Below are 21,293 nucleotides of genomic sequence, written 5' to 3'. Positions count from 1 at the left end.
TTTAAGATTTAAAGCTTTACGCATCCTGGGCCTGAAATAGAACTTTTTCCTCCTAAGACTGGATTTACCTGAATTTGCACAGGTATTCTGTCCTTTAAAGCAGATACATGGGAAATAACTCCTATAAGCTTTCCTTCCTCCTCCAGAGAAGCAAGTGTTTCAAGGGCAGTATCAAGAGCATCATCATCAAGGGTACCAAAACCCTCATCAAGAAAAAGTGAGTCCACCCTTACTTTTTCACTTGCCATTTTTGAAAGTCCAAGTGCAAGTGAAAGGCTTACAACAAAGCTTTCTCCTCCTGAAAGATTTTTTGTGGATCTGATTTCTCCGGCCTGATAATTATCAATTACATTAAGGTCTAAAGGCTGATCTTTATCTCTTAGAAGAAGGTATCTGTCAGACATTTTTTCAAGCTGGATATTTGCATGACTTACCATTAGTTCAAAGGTAAGCCCCTGGGCGAAATTTCTGTATTTTTTCCCGTCAGCTGAACCAATGAGGTGATGGAGCTTTCCCCATTTTGAATATTCGAACTTTTGTGTTTCAAGATTTTCAATTAATTCTTCTGATTTTTTCATTGAGGTTTTGTTTTCTTTTAATTTGTGATTTTTTTCTGCTGTTTCAGCTTGAAGAGTTTTTAAGTTTTCATCAAGATCTATTCTTTTTTGGTCAAGCTCTTCAAAGGGTGAATCTGTAAGGTTTTTTTCAAGTTCTGTTTCAAGCCTTTTTGTTCTGTCATCTATTTTTGACTCTATTGAAACCTTTGTATTGTCAAGTTTAGCTGCTTTTTTTTCAAGATCATCAAGTTCTTTTATGTATAAGCTTTTTTCAATGAAACTTTTTTCATTTTCAAAACCTGAATTTTTTAGCTCAAATGTAAAATTATGCTCCATTTTTAAAAGAGATTTTTCTCTTTTTTCAATTTCTGTTTTTAAGGATTCAATGTTTTTTTGAATTGATTTTAGATTCTGTTTTTCTTTTAAATAGTTTTCCTTTTCCTTTTGTTCATTTTCTAATGCTTTTAAAGTTTTAGTTTCAAACTTTTCTTCTTCAATGTCAGGGTTTTTTGTTCCAAATATATTATTTCTTGTTTCCAGTTTTTTCTGACATTCATTTTTTATTTTTTCAAGAGTTTCTTTTTTTTCTTTTAGGTTGGTATTGCCTGTTTCAATAAGTCCTTCAATATGTTTAATATCTGGTTTTAATTTATTAAGTTCTGACTCAAGAGCTTCCTTTGATTTTTTTGCAATTGTTCTTTTTTCAAGTTTTTTATTAAGTTCTGATTTTATTTTTTCCGGATTTTTAAGGTCATTTATTTCAAAAGGCTTTAATTCATTAAAAAGATTGTTTTTAAGGGAAGTTATGTTTTTATTTAAATCTTCAAGTTCATTTTCAAGGGATTTAATTAAAGTTTTAAGATTTGTTATTTCATTTGAAAAAACAGCTTGGTTTTTTTTAACAAGATTTAAATTTTCACTCAGTTTGCTTTCTTTTTGTTCTAATTCTTTTATTTGAGTTTCCAAAGATTCTGCATTTTTAATTAAATGATCAATTTCTTTTATTTTTTTTTCGGTTTCATTAATTTCTAAAATATTTTCTTCACAATAAGGATGGCTTAAAGAACCGCACAAAGGGCAGGGCTTTCCTTTTTCAAGTTTTTTTCTTTCATCTTCAAGCTTTATTATTTTTTCCTGATAATATAATTCCTTTAAATAAAACTCTTTTTTTTCTCTGTATTCCCTTAAAAGTCTGCCGTTCAAAAGATTTTTTAAAATCTTGTTTTTTTCTTTTTTTTCAATTCTTATTTTTTCTAAGTTTAAATTTAATTGATTTTTATATTCAGATTCTTTTAAAAGAATTTTGTTTTTATTTGAAAGTTTATCTCTGGTTTTATTTAAAAATTCTAGCCGGTTTTCATGGTTTTTTTCAAAATAGGATAAATTTTCAAGTTTTTCATTGATTGTTCCAGCAAGACCAAACAATGATTCGTCAATTTCTGTTTCTTCAAGGTTTTCAACTATTTTTTTTAATGAATTTTCTTTTTTATTAATTTCAAGCTCTTTATTTTTGAAAAGCTCTTTGTTTTCATTTAATTTAAAAAAGGCTTTATCATAATCTTTTTGACTATTATTAATTGATTTTTCAAGTTCTTTGATGTTTTCATCCCAAAGCCTTATTTTTTGGAAAACAGGTTTTTGTTCTTTTAATTGGTTTTTTAATTCATTGGTTAATTTTTCAAGATTTTTAATTTCCTTTTCTTTTCTATCAAGAAGCTCTTTTTTTAAGGGCAGCTGGATTTTTAAATCTTCTGATTTGTTTTTATCTTTTAATTGGTTTTTTCTTTCAGACTTTAAGTTTTCATATTTTGCCTGAAGATTTAATGCTTTTTTTCCTTCTTCAATTTTTTTTCTTTGGGGTTTGAAAGTTTCAAGTTCTTTTTCAAGAATTTCATATTCTTTAACAACAGACTGAATTTCTTTTCTAAGATTTTCTATTGTTTTAAGCCAGTTAAGCTTTTTTATGGTCCCATCAAAAAGAATTTTAGTCTGCTTTTCATTTTCAAGATTTATTTTAATATGTTTTGAAATTTCTTCTTCCTCTTCCTTTGAAAGAATTTGGATTTGAGAAATTATGGTTTTAATTTCGTTTAATTTATTTTCTTCTTCCCTTTGTTTTTCATGAACTTTTTTTGAAATTTGAGTATATATTTCAGTTCCTGTAATTTGTTCTAGTATTTTTGATTTTTGCTCAGGGTCTGCTTTTAAAAATGTATCAAATCCTCCCTGGGCAAGAAGAATAGAGCGGGTAAATCTGTCAAAATCCATTCCTGTTTTTTCTTCAATTACAATTGCAACCTTACGCTTTTTTGATTCAATTACTTTTCCTGTTAATGCATCTGAAATTTCATGTTTTGAATCTAAAAGGTTTCCATTGGGATTTTTTCTTGCTCTATGCTGATAAAAATGACAGGTAAATCTTCCTTTTGATGATTCAAATGTTGTTTCTGCAAAACATTCTCCAGTGTTTCTTGACATAATTTCATTGGTTGATTTGGTAATTTTTCCAAGCCTTGGAGTGGCTCCGTAAAGAGAAAGGCAAATTGCATCAAGAATTGTGGATTTACCAGCACCTGTGGGGCCTGTAAGTGCAAAAATAGAATTTGACTCAAATTCAGGGGAACTAAAGTCAATTTCCCATTTTCCATAAAGAGAATTTAAATTTTGAAAGGAAAGTTTAAGTATTTTCAATTTTTTAACCTGCTTTTATTCGGCATTTTTATCTTCTTCAAAAATTTTATTAACTATATAATTGTATGCAGAAATTAATTCTTGTTTTTCATCTTCTTCAATTTCATAAGTTTCAAGGCATTTTTCAAAAACCTGGTTAAGATCCAAATCGTCAAGGGTTTGCTCATGTTTTGCAGAGCTTTTAAGACTTTCAATTATTTTGTTGTTTTTAATCCGTCTTATTTCAAGTTCAGTATTTTCAATTTTTTCTTCAATATTTTGTCTTAAGTTTCCCAGGACTTCTGAACCTGTGTATTCAATTTCAAGCCAGGCATTGGAGTTTTGATTTTTTAAGTTTTCAATTTTTTTAAAGATTTCATCAATTGAACCTTTTATTCTTTCAAGGCGTTGAAAAACAGGAACAGGGATTTCTTTTATTTTAGGAGTTTTATTTTTAAATTCAGCAATAATTATTGTTTTTGTCTGATTTGCTTCTCCAAATCCCATTGGAATTGGAGATCCACAATAGCGGATATGGTCATTTCCTGAAACTTTTTGAGGGAGATGAAGGTGGCCAAGAGCTGTGTAATCAAGAAAATCAGGAAAAATATCAGCCCCTGTTCTTGAAAGAGTTCCAACATAAAGCTCTCTTACACCATCCCCTTCTATAGTTGTTCCTCCTGCAGCAAAAAGATGGCCCATGGCAATAATTGGGATATTTTCATATCCTTTAGATTTTAATTTGTCCTGTTTTGTTTTTGCAAGTGAACATACTTTTTCATAATGCTTTTTTATTCCAAGGATAAGTTTTAAGTTTTTATCATCAGCTGTTTCTCCAGCTTCTACTGTTCTTATATCCCTGTCTCTTAAATAGGGAACTGCACAAATTATTGCAAAAGGAGTTTCTTTGTCTTTTAAAACAACAATTTCATCTTCCAGGTTTTCTGTAATTGAACCTTTAACATGAATATTTAATATTTTTAAAAGAGTTTTTGGAGCATTTAAAAAAGTAGGGGAATCATGGTTTCCAGCTGTAATTACAATTCCTTTGCAAATTAAAGAAGCTTTGCAGATAAAATTATAATAAAGCTCCTGGGCTTTGTTTGAAGGAGTTGAGGTATCAAAAATATCTCCTGAAATTAAGAGAGCATCTGTTTTTTCCTTTTCAATAATTCCAAGAAGCCAGTCAAGAAAATTTTTAAATTCATCGTATCTTTTTCTTCCGTAAAGAGATCGTCCTAAATGCCAGTCTGAGGTGTGGATGATTTTCATATTAAGATTCACCTGCTTTTTTTATTTCTTAAGTCTATGGTTTGCTTTGTACCTGAGCCTGGAATCAGCCTTTAATCTCCAAGATTTTCAGTTTTGTAATAGATATCATAATGGCAACTTTTATTAATTTCTTTGATCTAAATTGTCTGCTCATTTGCTTTATAAAATTATGAATGGATATCTTTTTGTCCTGCAAAATATTTTTTTGATTTTTGAGCAAAGATTTAACTTATTCTTTTTTAATATATCAGAGGATAGATATATTCAAGTGGTGCTTTTTTAAAGATTAATTGGTAGCTTATTGAAGGTATAAATAATATTGAAATTCAAACTGGGATGAATGCTCAAAATCATGCTTTTTTAGGAAATTTTCCATAAATTTTGTTGTGGAAAATACATAGATCATTTTTCCATTAATTTTCAGTAAATCTTCAATTATATGATCAAGGGTTATTTGGCCTACTCCATGTCTCATATTTTCTTGTTTAAAATCATATCCATTGGGGTAAAAAAACTTGAGATGACCAATTATATCTTCATTTTTCATTGAGTGGTGAATACAGTCTTTATACACACTGCAGCACTTCTGACATTTTTGTGATTTGTAGTGGATAAGCTTTTTTAAAAAAATATCCGCCTTGCCTGAAATGTCTTTGTCATTGTAATGAGCCATAATTTTGTAATGGAGTGCTTTTTCCTGGTCTGAGATGGAAACATTAAAATCCACCATATTTTTACAAATACTCACTTTATTATTCCTTGCAAGTTAAATTTGTTTATCCTGCTTTTTTTAATTTAATCTGCCATAATATAAATTAAAGTTTTAAAAGTACTTCCTGATTTTTTCTGGAAAATTTTTTATCACCTAATTTAATCTCAAACAATAAAAAAGAGATAAGTTTTTAGGGTAAAGTAGGTTGCTTTTTTTTACAAATTTTTTTTATCTTTTAGTTTGGGAAATTAAACCTTTAAATGTTGATAATTAACTTTTGATTAAAAATTTACAAACAGATACAAAGTTAGTCTTTGCTACTTTAATTAAGCTTAGAAGAAAATATGGAGAAAGTCATGGTTGAAAAAAAATATATTCTTGCCATAGACCAAGGAACTACAAGCTCAAGAGCTGTTGTTTTTGATAGGTCGGGACAAATAATAAATATAAGCCAGAAAGAGTTTGCTCAAATTTTTCCAAAGCCTGGCTGGGTTGAACACGATGCAATGGAAATTTGGACTTCTGTTCAGTCTGTAGTTGCTGAAGCATTGGCTCATAAAAAAGTATCTGGCCAGGAAATTGCCGCAATAGGGATTGCCAATCAAAGAGAAACAACAGTTGTCTGGGATAAAAACACAGGAAGACCTATTTACAATGCCATAGTCTGGCAATCAAGGCAGACAGCAGATATTTGTGAAGAACTCAAGGCAAAAGGGCTGGAAAATACCTTTAGAGATAAGACCGGTCTTCTTCTTGATCCTTATTTTTCAGGAACAAAAATTAAATGGATTCTTGATAATGTTGGAGATGCAAGAAAAAAGGCTGTTAAAGGAGATCTTCTTTTTGGAACAATAGACACCTGGCTTACCTGGAAACTTACAAATTCAAAAGTACATGTTACTGATTATTCAAATGCTTCAAGAACTTTAATTTATAATATCCATGATTTAAAATGGGATAAAGAACTTCTTGATTATCTTGATATTCCTGAAAATATGCTTCCTCAAGTAAAACCGTCTTCCCAAATTTATGGTTATACAACTCCTGAAACATTTTATGGGCATGAAATTCCAATTGCAGGAATGGCAGGTGATCAACAGGCAGCTTTATTTGGGCAGGCCTGTTTTAGTGAAGGAATGGCTAAAAACACCTATGGAACCGGCTGCTTTATGCTTATGAATACAGGTGAAAAAGCAGTAAAGTCTAAAAACGGACTTCTTACAACAATTGCCTGGAAGATTGACGGTAAAGTCAATTATGCTCTTGAAGGTTCTGTTTTTGTGGCAGGTTCTGCAATTCAATGGTTAAGAGACGGTCTTAGAATGTTTAGAAATGCTTCAGACTGTGAAAGTTATGCAAACAGGATAGAAAGTACTGAAGGAGTTTATGTTGTTCCCGCATTTGTTGGGCTTGGTACCCCTTATTGGGACAGTGATGCAAGAGGAGCGGTTTTTGGGATTACAAGGGGTACTCAAAAAGAGCATTTTATACGTGCAAATTTAGAATCCCTTGCATATCAGACAAAGGATGTTTTGTCCGCAATGGAATCAGATTCAGGAATAAGCGTTAAAAAGTTAAGAGTTGACGGAGGTGCTTGTGTAAACAATTTTCTACTTCAGTTTCAAAGTGATATTTTAAAAACTAAGGTTGAACGTCCAAAATGTATTGAAACAACGGCCCTTGGAGTTGCTTATCTAGCAGGGCTTGTCGTTGGTTTTTGGAAGGATGAAAATGAAATTGCAAAACAATGGGCAGTTGAAAGGGTTTTTGAAGTTGAGATGGATTTAGAAAAATCAGATTCACTTTATAAAGGCTGGAAAAAAGCGGTTTTTGCAGCCATGTGTTTTAAGTTAGAGGATTGAAAATTTGTAAATAAAAGATATAGGTTGAAAATTAAACTTTTTAGTTGGGAAAATAAAAATTCAATTATAAGGAGCTATTTATGCTTTATGAGTTTAGAGGTGTGAGACCAAAATATGGTGAAAACACATATATTAGTGAAACAGCTGTAATTATAGGCAACGTTGAAATAGAAAGTAATTGTTATATAGGGCATGGAGCAATTTTAAGAGGGGATTATGGCAAAATTATAATAGGAGAAGGAACAGCTGTTGAAGAAGGGGTGATAGTGCATTCCCCTCCAGGAGAAACAGCTTATATTGGTAAAAAAGTTACTTTAGGTCATGGTGCAATTCTTCATGGAAAAGAAATCGGGGATAATGCTGTAGTTGGAATGGGTGCTGTTTTAAGTATTTTTTCTGAAGTTGGGCAAAGGGCAATAATTGCTGAAGGTTCTGTTGTAAAAATGCGGCAGGTTGTGCCAGAATATCAGGTTTTTGCAGGAAATCCTGCTGTTTTTGCAAGAAATGTTGAAAAAAGGGATATTGATTTCTGGGATTTTGCAAAACAGCTTTATATTGATTTAGCAAAAGAATATTTAGAAAATGGAATGAAGCTTGTTTTCTAAGCTTGAAAAACCAATTATTTTTAGTTTATTCCGCTCTTGAGTGTCAAGAGCGGAATATGCCCGTTGGTTTAACAAAAAATAACCTGAAAACATTGGAGGATTTGTTTATCAGGATATAGGTTTAGCTTGCTATTTTTACAGATGATGAATATTTTTCACCATTAATTTTATTTGATCTTTTCCAGATATTCATTTTTTCAGCTTCTTTTATTAGTTCTTCTCTGAAATCGGGATGGGCTATTGAAATAAGAGCTTCAGCTCTTTCCCAGGTTGATTTTCCTTTTAAAGATACTATTCCGTATTCAGTAACAACATAGTGAACAGCAGTTCTTGGAAGGGTTACTATTGTTCCTGGGCTAAGGGTAGGTCTTATCCTTGAAACTTTTTCACCGTTTTTAAGAGTAGTTGTAGATGTAAAACAGATAAATGCTTTTCCGCCGTTGGAGTGATAGGCTCCATAATGGAAATCAAATTGTCCGCCTGTTCCGGAAATTTGTCTTGTTCCTGAAGACTCTGATGAAATCTGTCCAAAAAGATCAGTTTCAATAGCATTGTTTATTGACATGAAATTTGAAATTGAAGCTACTATGTTTGGAGAATTTATATAATCTACAGAATAGCTTGCACATGAATGGTTATTGTCTAAAAAATCATAGAGCTTTTTGCTTCCAAGTGCAAAAGTATAAGTCATTTTATCAGGGCAAAATTCCTTGTATTTATTTGTAACAACTCCTGAATTGTACATGTGCATGAAGGCATCAACAAGCATTTCACTGTGAACGGAAAGATCTTTTAGGTCAGATTTTGCAAGCATTCTTCCAACAGCATCGGGCATTCCGCCTATTCCGAGCTGGATACAGGCACGGTCAGGGATTTCATTTACAATATATTGGGCAATTTTTTCTTCTTCTTCAGAAATCTTTGGATCTGGAAGTGAAATCATAGGTTCATGATCAGATTCAACAATATAATCAACCTGACTTATATGAATTGATTCGTTAATTCCACCCGGGCAGTATGGAATGTTTTTATTAACTTCAACAATAATAATTGATGCGGCATCTGCCTGGGCCTTTTGAACTGAACTTGCAACTCCAAAATTAAAATATCCTGAAGAATCCATTTCAGTAGTTCTTACAATAAAAATATCTCCTTTTACGTCGTTTTTTTTGTAATAATCAGGACCTTCATGATAAAGGATGGGGATGTAATTACATAAATTCATGTCATGTAAAATTCTGTCACCCGCTGTAAAGTGCCAATTGTTATAACAAAATGTTTCCTGCTGGGGATCGTTAGAGGCTGCAGCTGATATTCCGGGAAAGCCAACACCTCTGATTTTGATATCTTTTAATTTTCCTTTTTTCTTTGCAAGCTCTTTGTCTAAAAAGAGAGGCGCACATAAAAAGTTACCATAATCGATCCAATGCCCATCTTTGATTGCAGATAGAGCTTTTTCGGGTGAGCAGAGTTTTGAGTTATACTCTTCTTTTAAGCCTGGCTTCATGGTCTCCTCCTATGAAATTGTGTTTATAGTAAGATTTGCAAATTGTATGCCAGGTTTTGGTCTGCTTGTTTAACTGTTTGAAGATGTTGATTTTATTTGTTTAGCTGAAGATGTTGGGGTGGTGTCTTGCGACAAAATGTTCGTATTTTTTCAGAAAAAATGGGTTTTGCGACAATAATGTCGCTTGTACCGACAATGTTGTCGTAGGTCAATCTTCTCTTAAATCAAATTCAAGCATTTTTCTTTCCAATGTTCTTCTGGTTATTCCAAGAAAATCAGCTGTTTTACCCCTGTGAAAGTTGTTTTGTTCCAGGGCTGATTTTATTAACAGTTGCTCATAATGTTTCAGGCTGGTTTTAAGGTTCCCAAAAGATTCAATTTTTTCTTTACTTGACTCAGTTTTTTTTCTCAGTTTTGTTTTTCCTGAAAAGCTGATGGCTTCTTCTCCAAGAGTAACAAATCTTTGGATTGTATTTTTAAGCTCTCTTATGTTTCCCGGCCAGTGATGGTTTTGTAAAATATCAAGGATTTCAGGGGTAAGCCGGGGAGAGTTTTTACTGATTTCATTTAAAAAAGATTCACATAAAAAAGGAATATCTTCTTTTCTATTTCTCAAGGGAGGAAGACGAACTGGAATTATATGAACTCTGTAAAAAAAGTCCTCCCTGATAAGATTTTCTTCAACTAAGTTTTTTAGGTTCTTGTTTGTAGCCCCAATTATTCTTAGATCTGGTTTTATGATTTCTGTTGTTCCAAGGGGTGAAAATCCACCTTCATCAATGGCTCTTAAAAGCTTTATTTGAAGTGAGTGGGGGATTTCTCCTATTTCATCGAGAAAAAGAGTACCCTGGTGGGCTTCTTCAAGAAAACCTTTGGTTGATTTTTCAGCTCCTGTATAGGCTCCTTTTGCATATCCAAAAAACTGGCTTTCCATTAGATTTTCCGGAATTGCTCCGCAGTTTACAGGAATGAATTTTTTGTTTCTGCGTGAGCTTAATTCATGAATTGTTTTTGCAACAAGTTCCTTTCCGGTTCCAGATTCTCCATAAATAATTACGTTTGCCTCACTTGTTGCCGCTTTTAAAATTCTTTGATAAACGTCTTGCATTGCAGCAGACTTTCCTATTATTTTTCCAAATCTGTATCTTTCTTTTATTGATGCTTTAAGCCTTAGGTTTTCCTTTGCCAGATTTGTTTTTAAAAGTCTTTGTCTTTCTTCTTCAATTTTTATTTCATGAATGTCTGTAATTATTGAAAGCTGTTTTAAGGTGTTTCCTGAAATATCACAAATAGGACTTGAAATTGAACAATACCATCTTTGATCTCTTAAGCCCTTGAATTCATGTTTTGAACTTTCACCTTTAAATACTTTTTTTATGGGGCAGAAAGAACAAGGGGAGTCATTATTGAAAATTGCTTTGTAACAGGTTTCTCCTATAATGTCCTTTCCTATTCTTTTAATGAGGGCATAATTTGCAAATTCTATTTTATAATTTGGAAATACTGTATAAATAAATCCTTTTACATGATCAATTATTGCACTTAATTCTTCTTCTCTTTCCTGGAGGGTTTTTTCAGCCAGCTTTTTTGAAGTAATGTTTACAAAGGTTGCAAGGCTTGTTTTTGTGCCTTTTATCATGTCAAGTTTTATAAAAATATGTTGGAGTTTGCCATGGCCGTCTATAAGTCTGCACTCGTATTCCTGGGGGGCAAGTTCTTCACTTATTCTTCTTACTCTATGGTATTTTTGCATCCTTTCAATATCTTTTTTGTCAATGAATTCAGGCCATTTTACAAAACCTTCTTTTTTGTTTTCTCCAAATCCAAAAAGTTCTTTTGCTTTTTGATTTGCCATGGAAATGGTCATATCATCTTCAATAAGAATAGATGGAGCCATGGATTTTTCAAAAAGGTATCGAAAAACAGCTTCGCTCTCCTTGAGACGTTTTACTTCATTTAAAAGATTGGTTTTTTCTTTTTTCTTTTGTTCATCCAAAGTTAATCCCTTTTTCTTCTTTAACCATACAATAAAGTCTGAAGGTTAAAACAAGCACAAGAGTTCCTATTATAGAAAAAATAAAATCTGTTATTATCAATACAAAAGGATTGAAGATATTTATTATATTAAGATAATTTGCAACAATGAGATAGGGCAGAGTGGAAACAAGGAAAATTACCAGAAAAATAGTTGTAACTTCAAGAGTAGCTCCTTTTGTTGCATAAAAACTTGCTTTTAGGGCATCAATAGGTTCCATTTGTTCATAGATTAGATAATAATTATAAAGTGAAAGCCTAGCCCCGATTATCAGCCCTGGAATAATAAAAAGGAAAATTCCGGCAATGATTAAGAGTCCGTATAAAAGCACTGCTGTTATCATTTTTGGAAGATATGAAAGAGAGATGGAAAAGATTTTTTTCATATCCACAGGTGTTTTGTTTAATATTGTTGAAAATAAAATAGTCATGGCAGCATTGGAAATTGCAATTACAAGTATTCCAAGTATTAAAATTAAAAAATTTAAATTTGTTTGTTTATATTTAACAAAAAGATTATCAATAACAATAAGAGGAAGTTCTGTAATTGCTACAATAACAGCTATCATCCTTAAGTTTGCCTTAAAAAAATCAAAGATTTCCAAAAGTATTTTATTCAAGATATAAAGCCTTTCCAGATATTTTTTTATTCATTTCAATAAGTTCTGTTTTAAATTCCAAATACTGCTTTTCACTGAAAGTTCCGTCTAAAGTCCATTCCAGTCCATAATAAATCCCAAGATAGTCACAATTGAAAATATTGTATTTTTTCCTTAAAAATTCAATTGATTCAGGGCAGAAGAAAGCATTGCAAACAGGGCTTTTATGGGTTTTTAACACACATCCTGATGGACTATGATATTCACATGGACTTAAAGTTTTTATATGTTCATAATTTGAAGGAGGGCCGTAAATTTTTTCCCTTTCTGTTTTTAAAATCTCATAGGATAAAATGTCTAAATCGTATTTTTTGTAATATTTGTTTTTACAGCATCCAACTGCAATTTCGCTTGTTTCCAATTCTTTTTTTATGCAAAAAGGATAGCAATAATCAAAGTTTTTGCAAAAAAGATTTAAGACCTTTTCAAGCTCAATATATCTTTTATATAATATTTTTGCATTTTCCATTTTAATTAAATTTCATTCCATTTTTTTAGGTCAGGATCAAATCCAAGGACTGCACAAAGAGCCAGGACTTTTGCAAGATCTTTTACAGGTTCTTTTCCTCCTGACTCATCTATAGAGATAAAAAAACATTTATTTTTATCAAGGGATTGTCTTCCAAGATCTGAAAGAACTTTTTTGGGCCCTGATTCAATGAAAAATCTTATTCTGTCATTATATAGAGTATCTAAGTTTTTTGTAAATAGAACAGGGTTTGTAAGCTGCTTTGAAAGAGAATCTTTGATTTTATCAGTGTTATTGCTGTGAAAAACTCCTGACGCATTTGAAGTAACAGGTATTTTTGGCGAATTAAAGTTTGTTTTTTCAAGAGTTTCAGTAAAAGGCCTTAAGGCTTCTTTTACAAGGGGAGAGTGAAAAGCCGCTGAAACAGGAAGAATAATCCCTCTTAATTTGTGTTTTCTGAAAACTTTTGATGCTTTTTCAATTTCATCACTTCTTCCTGATACAACATTTTGTTTTGGGCTATTATGATTTGCAATTGTAAGCTCAAGATTTTCTTCTTTTATTACCTTTTCAATTTTATCCATGGAGCCTAAAACCGCCATCATTTTACCGGCATCTTTTCCTTTTGAGCTTTCCGCCATTATTTTTCCTCTTTTTGATGAAAGAAATATAAACTCATCAAAATCAAGAACTCCTGCAGAGTAAAGGGCTGTAAGTTCACCAAAGCTGTGTCCTGCTGAAGCTTGTGGGAAAATATTGAACTGATTTAAAACGTTTTGATAAAAAGCAGAAACAAGCCCTATGGCAGGCTGAGCGTTTTCTGTGTTTGTCAGCTCTTCCTTGACATCTTTTTTATCTTTATCTACGTAATAAATAAGAGAGTTAAGGCTTTTTTTATCGTTTATTTTATTGAAAATCTTATCTGCCCTTTCAAAAAAGTCTGATTTGAAAATCTTTTTAATTTCTTTTCCCATATATACATACTGACTTCCCTGACCAGGAAATAAAAAGGCTTTTTTATCAAGGTTTTTACCTGAATATAAAAACATATTTTCGGTTTTTATTAAGTCTTCTGTTTTATCTGAAACAGATTCAAGTTCATTTAAAAAGTTGTTTGAATCTGTTTTTAAAAATGAGGCTTTGATTTTATTTGTTTTTGAAAAAGAAAAATCATTATTTTTTATTTTTGATTTTAAATCTTCAACTGAGTCTGAAGAAACAGTCAGAATCTTTATAGTCAATTTATACCCCTTAGGTTTTTAAATTTTAATCTTTAGTTTAGGTGTAAAGCTCTTTTAAATCAAAATTTATATCAATATCAAGGTTATTTATAAAATTAATCCTTGAAAGAACTCCTGCTCCCTCTAAAAGAGCTTTTGCAATTTCAGGAGCGGATCTGTTTTTAAAGTTTTCAAATTTTGTGTTTTTTGCAAAAGTATTAAAAGCTGCCATTGAAGGCCCGCTCCAGATTTGAAAATCATCTTTTCGATCTTCAACACCTTTGATTGCCCACCATGAAGACTGGCCAAGATAAGATTTGAAAATTAAAGCTAATTTCTTTTTTGGGTTGTTTTCTGCTTTTTCAATAATTGAGGGGTTGATCTTGTTAAAATGTTTTTTTGTTAATTCCCATTCTTTGTTTAGAGAATGTTTGAAAATTTTTGATTCCAGATAATCTAAATCTTTTTTTTGAATATCACCAATTGAACTAGACTCATTATATATTTTTTCAAGAAGTTTTGCCCTAAGCACAAACATAGATTTAGCTTTTAAAACCTGAACTTTTCCTCCAGATTCAAAAGTATCTGCTGAAGGAGCAAGGCCAAAATCGCCTTGATTTGCATTAGAAAGCATTTCTTTTACAATATCTGAAGTTTGAGCTTCAATACAGGACTGATTAATTGAGCCTGTAACTACAAAATCAGCTCCCATTGAAAAAGCTGATAAAACCGACTGGGGAGTGGATATTCCTCCGCCCAGCCCTAAATAAATAGGAATGTCAGGGTAATTTTTTTGAAATTTTTCTTTTAAATAATAAATTTCAGGAAAAAGGCAGATTGCAGGTTGGTTGTCAGTATGGCCTCCGGAATCAGCTTCGCAGATAATATCAGATGAAATTGGAATTTCTTTGGCAAGTTCAGCTTCATTTTCACTGATAAGTTTTTCTTTTAAAAGTTTTTTTAAAATTTTTTCAGGGGGCGGAGACATAAAAGTTTTGGCAATTTCTTTTCTTGAAATTTTAGCAATAATTTTATTTGGAACAATAATTTTACCATTTTCTTTTTTTACTCCCTTAACCCTGAAATAAACAAGTCCGGGAGTCATTCTAATATATGCTCCAGCAGTTATTATATTTATTTTTTTTAATACAAGGTTTTTTAAAAGTTTTAATTCATTTTCCTGATTGCCTGGAATATTAATAATATTGATGGAAAATCTTTTGCATTTTGATTTTAAAATATCAGCTGTTTTTAAAATATCTTCATTTGAAAGCCCGGCAGAGCCAAAATCAGCCATAAATCCGTTTTTTGAAAATTCTTTAACCATTTTTACAGATGAAATCCCTTTTGCCATGGCTCCTGCAATATAGGGGTAACTAAGATTAAATCTTTCCATGAATTTTCTTTGGGAATTAAATTTAAATTTTGGGATTATAAGAGTTGGGTTTTTTACAGGCGCTTCTGAAATGAATAAGTTTGATTTTGTATCAGATTTACATTCAGTATTTATAACTTCCAAATATTTGGGATTATAAATATATAGGTTTTTATCAAATTTTTTTAACAACTCTAAAATTTTTTTGGAATTTGAATTGGTTAATTTTATCATTTTACTTTCTCGGATGAAATTTATCATGAATTTTTTTTAATTGAGATTTTGAAACATGGGTATAAATTTGAGTGGTTGCAAGATCTGCGTGGCCAAGCATTAGCTGAACAGATCTTAAATCTCCTCCTCCCTCCAGAAGATGGGTGGCAAAAGAATGTCTTAAAATATGGGGAGATACATTTTTTTTAATCCCAGCTTTTTTAGCATAAATTTTAAGCTGCTTCCAGATTGCCTGTCTTGTAAGGGGTTTTCCCCCTTGTCCAACAAAAAGATAGGATGAGGTTTTGTTTTTCAGCAGCCTGCTTCTTGAGTGCTCAAGATATTCTGATACAGCTTCTATTGCATAACTTCCCACAGGAACAGCTCTTTCCCTGCTTCCTTTTCCAAAAACCTTGATATAGCCAGGATTTAAAAAAAAGTTTTCCTTTTGAAGCCCTGTAAGTTCCGAAACTCTTATTCCTGAAGCATATAAAAGTTCTATAATTGCATTATCCCTTATTCCAGTAGGTTTAGTTTTATCTGGTGAATCAAGGAGACTTTTAATTTCTTCAAGACTTAGAAAATTGGGAAGCTTAAGTCCGCATTTTGGTAAGTCAATTTTTGCGGCAGGGGAAGAATTGATAATTTCTTCTGAAACAAAGAAATTGTAAAGACCTCTTAAACTTACAAGATGTCTTGCCCTTGAACTTGGACTTATTTCTTTTTCAGCCAGAAAAACAAGGTGATTTGAAATGTCTTCTCTTGTGGCTGAAATAATATTGCTTTTTGAATTTGTTTTAAGAAAATCAACAAATTGCATAATATCAGAGCTGTATGCTGATAAGGTCTCAGGAGAAAGTCCTTTTTCTATCATCAAATACTGATAAAATTGTTCAATTGAGTCGTTGTCTGAATTTTTCATTATGAATTAAAGAAAATCTTCAGGTGTTGTAGTATTAAGAGTTTCAGCCCCGTCTTTTCTTACAACAACCATATTTTCAAGTCTTATTCCTCCCCAGTCTGGAAGGTAAATTCCTGGCTCAACAGTTACAACCATTCCTTCTTTAAGGATTTCATCTGTTAAAGGGCTTAGCCTTGGAGCCTCATGAACTGCCATTCCAACTCCATGGCCAAGTCCGTGTCCAAAGAATTTTCCATATCCGGCATCTTCAATAATTTTTCTTGCTGCAAAATCAACGTCTTTTGCCTTAACTCCGGCTTTAATTGCATTTGTTCCTGCAATTTGTGCCTTTCTTACAATTTTAAAAATTTCTTCAAACTTTGAATCTGTTTCTTCAATATAAAAGCTTCTTGTTATGTCTGAACAATACCTGTCAATAATTACTCCCCAGTCAAAAAGAACAGGTTCTTTTGTTTTAAAAGTGTTGTTCGATGGAATTGCATGGGGTTTGGCAGAGTTTTTTCCTGAAGCTGTAATTGTTGAAAATGAAAGACCGTTGGCACCTTTTTCTCTTAAGGTTTTTTCAAGAAGCCAGGCAGCTTCATATTCTGTAATTCCTGGTTTTAAGTCTTTTTTTATTTCAAGAAGTCCTTTTTCTGCAATTTCAAGGGCTGTTTTTATTGTTTTAATTTCATCTTCATCTTTTACTTGCCTTAATTTTTCAACAATTCCAGAAACAGGTTTTAAAGATAAATCTTTTTTACTTTTTTTAATTGAAGCATTCATTTTATCAAACCAGTCAACACTTACCCTGGCTGATTCAAACCCGGCTTTTTTTATCTGGGCAGCTTCAAGGATTTCTACTATTTCCTTTGAAAGGCCTTTTTTATAGCAAAAGATTTCATATAAGGGGGAATTTGCCTCAGCTTCAGTTGTAAATCGTGAATCTGTTGCAAGAACAAGTTTTTCTTTTCCTATTGCTAAAATTCCTGCTGTTTCGTCAAACTGAGAGTCTTCTCCTTGAAATCCGCTTAAGTAGAATCTGTTTTCTTCTATAAAAATTAAAATCCCGTCTATTTGATTTTTATCAAAGGTTTTTCTTATTTTTTTTATTCTTTTTTCTATTTTATCCAAAGTTAGATCTCCAGTATTAATCGGCAATACATCTGAACCCAAGAATATTTGATGTAAAATCAGATTTTACAAAATATCTTGACCATAATCTCACCCTTTGATCTGACACAAAACTTCCTCCTTTTGCAATATAAAAAGTTTTATCAGTTTTTTCAATTGATGTTATTGTCCATTCCCATACATTGCCTAAAGTATCTGAAATTTTATTTGAATTTATTCCTTCAATATATTCATCAACAGGAGATGTATCTCCAAGACCGCAGTTTTCTGTGTTTGAGGAATTTTCTTTCCATTGATTTCCCCAGGGAAAAGGAAATCCTTTTTTTGTTCTTGCTGCTGCTTCCCATTGATCCTCTGTTGGAAGTTTTTTCCCAATCCAGGCTGAAAATGAAAGTGCATCTTTTAAAGAAATATGAACAACAGGATGACTTCTTTTTTTATGGAGTCCGCTTCCAGGGCCAAAAGGCTGATACCAGGCTGCTCCCCTTATTGTACTGCTTTTTCCTGTGGAGCTTAGAATAGATTTTTGTTTTCCTGCTTTATAATCATATTCTGATTTGTATCTTGATTCAAAAACTGTTGAAAACCCTTTTTCTTCTGCCGTGGTTTTATATCCTGTTTTTTCTATGAAAACTTCAAACAAAGCATTGGTTATTGGAAAGGCTCCAATAAAAAATTCATTTAAACTTATTTTTGACTCAGGTTTTAAATTTGAAGAAGGGTAGGGGCTCCCTGTTTTGTATTTGTTTTTTTCAATTAAGAGAAATTGGTTATAATATCTGTCCATTGCTCCAAGATAACTGTCAAACTTTTCAGATAAAAGATTTTGGGTTTCAATATTGTGTTTTTCAAGATAGGTTTCAAATTCACCAAGGCTTTCTGAGGGAAGGCCCAGTTCAATGAGTTTATGTTCTTCTTTATCAGCATCAACTAATTCTTCGTCTTCCCCAAGTTCAATTTCATCTGCTTCAATAAGCTCTTCGTCTTCATCTAGTTCAATAACTTCAGAATCTTCAAGTTCATCATCTATAATTTCATCATCTGAAAGTCTGTCAATTTCTTCAAGGTCTTCATCTAAAACTTCATCGTTAGAGTCAATAAGTTCTTCGTCTTCATCTAGTTCAATAACTTCAGAATCAATAAGCTCTTCGTCTTCATCTAGTTCAATAACTTCAGAATCAATAAGTTCTTCGTCTTCATCTAGTTCAATAGCTTCAGAATCAATAAGTTCTTCGTCTTCATCAAGCTCAATAATTTCAGAATCAATAAGTTCTTCGTCTTCATCAAGCTCAATAATTTCAGAATCTTCAAGGTCTTTTTCATCTGAAAGTCTGTCAATTTCTTCATCTAAAACTTCATTTTCAGAGTCAATAAGTTCTTGATCTTCATCCAGTTCAATAATTTCAGAATCCTCAAATTCTTCATCATCTTCAAAAACTTCTTCAATTTCTTCACCTTCATCAAGTTCTATTGTTATGGTTCTTTTTCCCGGGGTTTCTTCTTCATTATCATCGTTAGAGCCTGAATCTGTCTGGTTTTCAAAAGATGTTTCAATATCTGAAAGAAGGGAATTAATACTGTCAAATCCTATTTCATCCAGGCCTTTTTCTCTTTGTTTTTCAAGGAATTCTTTTATAGAATTTAGAACCTGGGAAATATGGGAAAGAGATACTTTGTTTTCATCTCCAAATGGCTTGGTAAAAGAAGATAAAAGTTTTTCTCTTGCATTGTCAGACATGGAAAATATGTTATTATCATTAATTACTATTCCTTCAGGATTTAGTTCTGAGTCAAATAGTTTTTGAAGATCTTTATTTATAGTGTTTCTAAGGCTTAAAGCATTTTTTTTACGTGAATTTATTTTTGACTTGTTTTCAAGAGGAATGTCCCAGATAAGAGAAATAATTGATTCAAGTGGTATTTGCTTAATTTTATTTAGATTATCACTTTTTTCATAGAAACTTCTTATAATTTTTAGAAATTTTGACTTGGGTGAGGATTTTGTGTAATATCCTAAATTTTCTAAAGCTTTGTCAATTCCTTCTAAAGTTATACTGGAAGCCAATTATAATCTCCTGGAGTTGAATTGAAAGTGAATAAAAAATGAGCAAAATTATTTCTATAATAAACCACAATAGCAAAAGCGGCAAAACTATTATTTCATTCAACCTTTCCTGTGCTTTGTCTCTTGTTGGTAAAAAAACTCTTTATCTTACTTATAAGAGTAATTTTGAGTTTGAAAAACTAACTAAAAATAGAATTGTAAAAAAACTTAAGTTTGAAAAACTAGAAAAGTTTTCTTGTTCAGGTTTTGAAACAATCCTTCCAGACCTTGATGTTTTAGTTTTAGATAATTCATTTTATGATGTTGAAGAAGATAAAGACTCTGTTTTTTTTCTTAAAAAGTATTTAAAGTTCAATTATAATTATATAATCTGTGACTCACAAAGCACTCTTTTGAGTAGCTTTGATTTTTTCACAGCAATTTCCGATGAATATATTATCCCCATAGAAACAGATCCCAGCTCTTTTGATTCTTTGGCTCCAATGTTTGCTAAAATAGAGTGGATCAAGGAAGAAAATAACGGGAAACCGGTTTTTTCAGGATTTTTACTTAATAAGGTTTTTAAAGATTCAAAGTTATCAGATCTATTTAAAAAACATGCCTTTTTTCTTTTCCAACGCCATGTTTTGGATTGTGTAATCCCATTTAGTGATTTGATTAATTTAAAGATAAATCCTTCAGGGTGTATTTTAGACGATGTAATGGATAAGTCATTTGTTTGTTTTATTGATTTAGCTAAATTGATAATAAAAGGAGAAAATTCATGAAAATTGCTAGAAAAGAGTCTATTGAAACAGGTGAAAAAGAACTTTTAGATGCAATAATTGCAGAGCTTGACTGGGAAGTAATAGAAAAAAAACTTAAGGAAAAACACAATATAAAACTTCAGGAAGATGTTGAGTTTAATAATGGAGATCTTGTTGTCCATGGAAATAAGATTGCATATAAGCTTAATTTTGATGTGAAAATCACTTTGTCAGTTATTTTTGACAGGCTGGGGGAATGTATAGACATTTCTGCGGCAGGGGAAGAAGAGGAAGAATCATCAGATATTTTTGATGAAAATGAAGAATTAGAAGAAAACCTTGTTAAAGATGAATCAAGTCTTCAGCCAACTGAAAAAAATCCCATGGCTGAAGAACTTGCTGGTATGATTGATGAAATAAACATTGATGAAAATGAATAGGTTTTCAGTGCTATAATTGAATAAAACTTTAAGGTAATCTCATGACTAATTCTTCAAAGCATCCTGAATTTTTTTATTTTAGAACAGAGTTTGACAAGACTCTTAAAACATATTTTAAGGAAAGAATTGATCTATCAGTTCTTCCTCCAAACTTCAGTCTTAATATCCCTGTGTTGTCCTGCCTGATCCTTTTAGTGGAAAGAGAAAATGAAATAAAGGATTTTCCAAAGTCTCCTCCTGACAGATATACTAAAGACAGTTTTGTTGATGATATAGAAAGTGTGGGGATAGGTGTTGATCGAGTTGTTTTTGATACTATTGAAGAACTTTTTACCCTTGGATTTATTGTTGAAGTTGATTCAGAAATAAAACCTTCTGACACAGCTTATAAAATAGTTGATTTTATTAACAGCATTTTTCCGGAGATGCAGGGTATAAACTTTATAGCTTATATAGTTCAGACAATTGAAGAGGTTTATTCTGATAGAAAAAGTCTTGCTGAAGGAAAAGAAGTTTTTTACCAAACTCTTAAATTAAGAGGAAAGAAAAAAAGCAGTGAATCTGCAAAAGCATTTCAATTTTTTCAAACTCCTTTGTCTGAAAAAAAGGCAGTAAGCAGTAAAGCTTTAAAGGAAAGGCTTAGTCAGCTTAGAAAGTCGAGAAATTCTGAAGAAAAGGCTGTGTTTAAAAAAGTTCAGGTAAAATCTGTTTTTGGTTCTTTTAATAAAGAAGAAGTCCAGAAAGAAGAAGTCCAGAAAGAAGAAGTCCAGAAAGAAGAAGTCCAGAAAGAAGAAGTCCAGAAAGAAGAAGTCCAGAAAGAAGAAGTCCAGAAAGAAGAAGTCCAGAAAGAAG

General features: G+C 31.7%; 17 protein-coding genes. 5 read left to right on the top strand and 12 right to left on the bottom strand.

Annotated elements, in window-relative coordinates; genetic code table 11:
• Window positions 1–8: 8 nt before the first annotated feature.
• The 3 genes from RBR53_11215 to RBR53_11205 all read right to left on the bottom strand — a co-directional run bounded on the left by RBR53_11215 (window position 9) and on the right by RBR53_11205 (window position 5,247).
• On the bottom strand, window positions 9–3,248 hold the full coding sequence (locus RBR53_11215) for an AAA family ATPase (protein ID MDY0133223.1): 3,240 nt from the start codon (window positions 3,246–3,248) through the stop codon (window positions 9–11).
• A 15-nt stretch (window positions 3,249–3,263) separates the two neighbouring features.
• A complete protein-coding gene (locus RBR53_11210; protein ID MDY0133222.1) occupies window positions 3,264–4,499 on the bottom strand; it encodes an exonuclease SbcCD subunit D C-terminal domain-containing protein in 1,236 nt (411 codons plus the stop codon).
• Window positions 4,500–4,797: 298 nt separating this feature from the next.
• A complete protein-coding gene (locus RBR53_11205; protein ID MDY0133221.1) occupies window positions 4,798–5,247 on the bottom strand; it encodes a hypothetical protein in 450 nt (149 codons plus the stop codon).
• A 320-nt stretch (window positions 5,248–5,567) separates the two neighbouring features.
• Between RBR53_11205 and glpK the strand changes: the two genes are divergently transcribed.
• On the top strand, window positions 5,568–7,073 hold the full coding sequence (gene glpK / locus RBR53_11200; protein MDY0133220.1) for a glycerol kinase GlpK: 1,506 nt from the start codon (window positions 5,568–5,570) through the stop codon (window positions 7,071–7,073).
• An 80-nt stretch (window positions 7,074–7,153) separates the two neighbouring features.
• On the top strand, window positions 7,154–7,678 hold the full coding sequence (locus RBR53_11195) for a gamma carbonic anhydrase family protein (GenBank protein MDY0133219.1): 525 nt from the start codon (window positions 7,154–7,156) through the stop codon (window positions 7,676–7,678).
• Between the two features lie 121 nt (window positions 7,679–7,799).
• Here RBR53_11195 and RBR53_11190 read toward each other — a convergent pair whose 3' ends face one another.
• The 9 genes from RBR53_11190 to RBR53_11150 all read right to left on the bottom strand — a co-directional run bounded on the left by RBR53_11190 (window position 7,800) and on the right by RBR53_11150 (window position 19,255).
• On the bottom strand, window positions 7,800–9,185 hold the full coding sequence (locus tag RBR53_11190) for an acetyl-CoA hydrolase/transferase C-terminal domain-containing protein (protein MDY0133218.1): 1,386 nt from the start codon (window positions 9,183–9,185) through the stop codon (window positions 7,800–7,802).
• A 208-nt stretch (window positions 9,186–9,393) separates the two neighbouring features.
• Window positions 9,394–11,181, bottom strand: coding sequence for a sigma 54-interacting transcriptional regulator (locus tag RBR53_11185; GenBank protein ID MDY0133217.1), 1,788 nt, complete (start codon window positions 11,179–11,181; stop codon window positions 9,394–9,396).
• Window positions 11,174–11,839 (bottom strand): hypothetical protein, encoded by a 666-nt coding sequence (locus tag RBR53_11180; GenBank protein ID MDY0133216.1) that lies wholly within the window; start codon window positions 11,837–11,839, stop codon window positions 11,174–11,176. The genes RBR53_11185 and RBR53_11180 overlap by 8 nt, the downstream gene beginning before the upstream one ends.
• Entirely contained in the window at window positions 11,832–12,347 is a 516-nt protein-coding gene (locus RBR53_11175; protein ID MDY0133215.1) for a hypothetical protein, read from the bottom strand. The genes RBR53_11180 and RBR53_11175 overlap by 8 nt, the downstream gene beginning before the upstream one ends.
• A gap of 5 nt (window positions 12,348–12,352) precedes the next feature.
• Window positions 12,353–13,588: an ACP S-malonyltransferase gene (locus RBR53_11170; protein ID MDY0133214.1), complete on the bottom strand. Its 1,236-nt coding sequence runs from the start codon at window positions 13,586–13,588 to the stop codon at window positions 12,353–12,355.
• Window positions 13,589–13,625: 37 nt separating this feature from the next.
• Complete coding sequence (locus RBR53_11165; protein MDY0133213.1) at window positions 13,626–15,176, bottom strand: PfaD family polyunsaturated fatty acid/polyketide biosynthesis protein; 1,551 nt, start codon at window positions 15,174–15,176, stop codon at window positions 13,626–13,628.
• Window position 15,177: 1 nt separating this feature from the next.
• Window positions 15,178–16,077: a site-specific tyrosine recombinase XerD gene (gene xerD / locus RBR53_11160; protein MDY0133212.1), complete on the bottom strand. Its 900-nt coding sequence runs from the start codon at window positions 16,075–16,077 to the stop codon at window positions 15,178–15,180.
• A gap of 6 nt (window positions 16,078–16,083) precedes the next feature.
• A complete protein-coding gene (locus tag RBR53_11155; protein ID MDY0133211.1) occupies window positions 16,084–17,190 on the bottom strand; it encodes an aminopeptidase P family protein in 1,107 nt (368 codons plus the stop codon).
• 16 nt (window positions 17,191–17,206) lie between these two features.
• Window positions 17,207–19,255 carry an SUMF1/EgtB/PvdO family nonheme iron enzyme gene (locus RBR53_11150; GenBank protein MDY0133210.1) on the bottom strand — a complete coding sequence of 683 codons (2,049 nt, stop codon included), beginning with the start codon at window positions 19,253–19,255 and terminating at the stop codon, window positions 17,207–17,209.
• Window positions 19,256–19,293: 38 nt separating this feature from the next.
• Here RBR53_11150 and RBR53_11145 point away from each other — a divergent pair, with 38 nt between their 5' ends.
• The 3 genes from RBR53_11145 to RBR53_11135 all read left to right on the top strand — a co-directional run.
• On the top strand, window positions 19,294–20,022 hold the full coding sequence (locus RBR53_11145) for a ParA family protein (protein MDY0133209.1): 729 nt from the start codon (window positions 19,294–19,296) through the stop codon (window positions 20,020–20,022).
• A complete protein-coding gene (locus RBR53_11140) occupies window positions 20,019–20,441 on the top strand; it encodes a hypothetical protein (GenBank protein MDY0133208.1) in 423 nt (140 codons plus the stop codon). The genes RBR53_11145 and RBR53_11140 overlap by 4 nt, the downstream gene beginning before the upstream one ends.
• 41 nt (window positions 20,442–20,482) lie before the next feature.
• Window positions 20,483–21,293, top strand: an 811-nt coding sequence (locus tag RBR53_11135; GenBank protein MDY0133207.1) for a hypothetical protein, incomplete at its 3' end; no start/stop codon positions are given.

The organism is Desulforegulaceae bacterium (assembly GCA_034006035.1).
GTDB lineage: Bacteria > Desulfobacterota > Desulfobacteria > Desulfobacterales > JACKCP01 > JACKCP01.
Note: the sequence above shows the minus strand (reverse complement) of the source record. Positions and strands in the feature narration are given on the sequence as shown.